This window comes from Weissella sp. DD23, assembly GCF_001579105.1.
Classification (GTDB): Bacteria; Bacillota; Bacilli; order Lactobacillales; family Lactobacillaceae; genus Weissella; species Weissella cibaria.
In genome coordinates this window covers 216,575-220,540 of record NZ_KQ970394.1, presented here as the reverse complement: position 1 = coordinate 220,540, position 3,966 = coordinate 216,575, and the positions used below count along the sequence as shown (strand labels likewise).

Below are 3,966 nucleotides of genomic sequence, written 5' to 3'. Positions count from 1 at the left end.
CTGTCTCTCAACAAAAAACGAGACATTCGACTATCGAACATCTCGTGACTTTTTATCATCGTAATAATTAGCTAGGCGCGCTTCTCACGGCGACGCATCCAAACGCGGTAATACGTCATGATAAACGCAATGACGAGCAAAATACCTGCGACTGCAAATGCAACGTGCATACCGGCTACAAACGCTTCCGGATGCTTAGCAGGATACGTTGTAACTGATGTACCAAGCTGTGCGCTCATGACTGCGTATAAGACAGAAGTTACCAATGTCGTACCTGTAATCATTCCCAAGTTACGTGCTAAGGCATTTAGTGAACCTGCCACACCCAGCTTATCTTGTGGCGCATTTGACATAATCAAGGCATTATTTGGTGACTGGAAGAAAGCCATTCCGAATCCTGAACCAGCCAATAGCAGACCAACCACTAGCATTGGTGTGTTGGCACCAGCAAAGAACCAGCTAAACATTACAACTGCTAAGACCGTCAAACCAAATAAAGTTACATATTCACGATCCATCTTATCAGCCAAAGTACCAGAAACCGCTGAAAATACCAACATTGCAACTGGCCACAAGAGCATATACATACCCGAGGTACCCGTGCTCAACCCACGCAAGTTTTCAAGGTAGAACGGCATCAACACATTAATAAAGAAGTTCGTTACAAAGACCAAGAAGGCCGTAATCAAACTAATCGTAAACAACTTTGACTTAAAAATCGTCAAATCAAGCAGTGGCTTCTCTGCATGTAGCTCGTGACGCACGAACAAAACAAAGAAGATAATTGCGATAATAATTGTCACCACCGGTACAGGAGCTAAGAAACCTTGCACTTGGGCAATATTGAAGCCTAGGAACAAGATAGCGACAAACAAGAAGAGTGAGATGGCACCCCACCAGTCAATTTCTGGCTTCACGCCTTGCTTAGAAGACTTTGGTAGCAAGAATGCACCCGCAACAATCGCGATAATGCCAATTAGGACGTTGATCCAGAAAATGTATGACCAACTCAAATTTTGCAGCAACATACCACCAAGGGCTGGTCCCAAAATAGAACCAAGTGACACCCACGCAGCGATAAACGACATCGCACGGCCACGCAAATTTTGTGGCGCAAGCGTTGTCGTAATACCGAATGAATTACTCATGGTCATCGAAGCCCCGACAGCTTGTACGAAACGGGCAAATAACAAAAATGGCAAACCTAAATCAATTCCCGCCAAGACAGAACCAAGGGTAAAGACAACCGTTCCAATTCTAAAAATCTTAATCTTGCCCAGTTGATCACCCAAATTACCAAACAACGCCAACAATCCTGAAATAACAATTAAATAAATTGAGACTGTCCACGTTGCCTGGTTCATGGGAATATTCATTTCCTTAGACATAACTGGCAATGCAATGTTGACGATTGAGCCGTCCAAGGTGCTCATAAAGGTGAACAACCCGACCGCCGTCATCGACAACCATAGCTTCAAACCGCTTTGACTCTCTTGCATGATATGCTTACTTCCTTATTTTTTATCACCAATTAGTATAGCACCTGAAGTAATAGGTGTCTGAATAAAAGCACCAAAAAAAGATGTCATGATTTCACTCATGACATCCTTGTTTTCACCAAAAGCTAATCCCTTTGCCAAGCCATTGTTTCGGATCCTTCACCTAGACTTGGGATAACGCGTTGACCAATTTCTTCAGCCGCCCGAGCGAACGTCAGTAGCTTAGCCTCTTCATGTGGCCGGGCAACTGCAATGATGCTTGCTAACCCGCCAAATGTAACATCCCCAAATTGGCCGAATGGGATACTAATACTTGGATACCCCGCCACAGCAGCAAAATCAACCAACCTAAAGTCAGCACCGACAACAACGTCACTTGCTGTCAGCAATTTTTCAAGGCTCGTTGTGGCATAATTGCGTGCCCGTCGATCAACGTCTTGATAGACGGGCGAACTAAGGTCGCCGGTGGTTGATTCGGCAGCCAGCAACAAATTTTGACCAAATGGTGCACGTGTCGCCAAATCAGCATTGTTATATGCAATGATATCAGTCAATGATTGGTTACGGCCCCGTTCCCGCAAATATTCATCCAAGTCGTGCTTAAATTCAAATAACAATCGTTGATATTCGGCAGCCTCGTCAGACGGTGGCAATACCGCGTCGTACCGTTTAAACGTAAAGCTCGTTAAGTTGGCCATCATTTGATTGACAACATGTTGTGCCAACACATCGGTTTCGTCAGGCTGTAACACTGTCACATCACTGACTGATGCAGTCGTTGCGCCACCGAGTGCTTGCCAGACCGTCGCAACGTCCGCCACAGTTCTACCAATCGGTCCAGGCGCATCTTGTGAATGGGCCAATGGGAGAATGCCAACTACTGGCCACGCCCCGACGGTTGGCTTCAGCCCTACCACACTATTCGCTTGCGCAGGTGCCAAAATAGACCCATTTGTTTCCGTACCAATTGTAATAGCCGCCAAACTCAGCGAAGCGGCGACCCCAGATCCTGAGCTCGAGCCACTTGGCGTTAAGTCTGGAAAGATGGCATTAATCGTCTGACCCCCCACCACTGAAAAGCCCGAAGGTTCAATATCCGACTTAAAATGCGCAAATTCTGATAAGTTCGTCTTACCGAGAATGATGGCACCTGCTTCGCGTAACTTTTGTACTAATTGGGCGTCCTGTGTCGCAACATTATTCGTTAATGCCAAGGCACCAGCGGTTGTCGGCAGCCCGGCAACATCAATATTATCCTTCACTAAAATTGGTATCCCATGCAACGGGCCACGGACATGACCGTGCTGCCGTTCCCCATCAAGCGTCTCTGCTTCAGCAAGGGCGTCGGGATTAACAAGGACCAATGCGTTAACGTTGAATGGTGGCGTACTAAAAAATGCCATCCGTTCAAGATAGGCCGTCGTTAGTTCCACACTGTTAAACTTCCCCTGTTGCAGTCCCAATGAAAGTGTTGCAATATCCTGTTCTCTCACTTTGACCATTTCGTCCCCCTCTTTTCATTTTCTAATTGTATTCTAACATTATACACATTAAAAAAGGAAACGCGCGTAAAAAAGACGACACTGACTCATTCGAGTTAGTGTCGTCTTTAATTAAATCAATCTATTCGATCGAACTCGTGATTAGCGCTCGTAGTTAACGATAGCTTCGCGAGCAGTCTTGTCGATGTTGTAGAAGCTGTTGATACCCTTGTATTCAGCAACCTTGTCAGTCAACAAGTCTTCGATACGCATCAATTGGTTGTACTTAGCAATACGGTCAGTACGTGACATTGAACCAGTCTTGATTTGACCCGCGTTCGTAGCAACAACCAAGTCAGCAATCGTCGTGTCTTCAGTTTCACCTGAACGGTGTGAAACGATAGCCGTGTAACCAGCTTCCTTAGCCATTTCGATAGCTTCCATAGTCTCAGTCAAAGTACCAATTTGGTTAACCTTGATCAAGATGGCGTTACCGGCACCCTTTTCGATACCCTTAGCCAAGAACTTCGTGTTCGTAACGAAGAAGTCGTCACCGACCAATTGAACCTTCTTGCCCAAACGGTCAGTCAACTTTACCCAGTTATCCCATTGCTCTTCATCATCCAAGTTCTCAGCTTCTGCTAGAGGGTCTTCGATTGATACAACAGGGTACTTGTTTACCAAGTTCTCCAAGTAGTCGATGAACTCGTCAGTCGTGTATTCCTTCTTATCAGGCTCACCTGCCAACGTGTAGATCTTCTTCTCGTGGTCGTAGAATTCTGATGAGGCAACGTCAAAGGCAATGGCGATGTCCTTACCAGGCTTGTAACCAGCACGCTCGATAGCGTTCAACAAGAACTCAAATGGCTCTGCGTTTGAGGCGAAGTTAGGAGCGAATCCACCTTCGTCACCAACAGCAGTTGAGTGACCTGATTCCTTCAACAATGCTTGCAATGCGTGGAAAGTTTCTGAACCCATACGGATAG

2 protein-coding genes and 1 pseudogene are annotated in these 3,966 nt (G+C 45.9%); all 3 read right to left on the bottom strand.

The annotated features are described in order from the left end of the window. Window positions 1-71: 71 nt before the first annotated feature. Window positions 72-1,499 carry an MFS transporter gene (locus tag WEIDD23_RS08470; RefSeq protein WP_010369996.1) on the bottom strand — a complete coding sequence of 476 codons (1,428 nt, stop codon included), beginning with the start codon at window positions 1,497-1,499 and terminating at the stop codon, window positions 72-74. A gap of 125 nt (window positions 1,500-1,624) precedes the next feature. Further along, on the bottom strand, window positions 1,625-3,001 hold the full coding sequence (locus tag WEIDD23_RS08465; protein ID WP_010369998.1) for an amidase family protein: 1,377 nt from the start codon (window positions 2,999-3,001) through the stop codon (window positions 1,625-1,627). Between the two features lie 141 nt (window positions 3,002-3,142). Beyond that, window positions 3,143-3,966: pseudogene (eno, locus tag WEIDD23_RS14750) on the bottom strand (phosphopyruvate hydratase); the annotation flags it as partial.

Bases quoted from the DNA above. Each gene is read 5' to 3' on its own strand.
- WEIDD23_RS08470 (WP_010369996.1), bottom strand. From the start codon at position 1,499: ATGCAAGAGAGTCAAAGCGGTTTGAAGCTATGGTTGTCGATGACGGCG.
- WEIDD23_RS08465 (WP_010369998.1), bottom strand. From the start codon at position 3,001: ATGGTCAAAGTGAGAGAACAGGATATTGCAACACTTTCATTGGGACTG.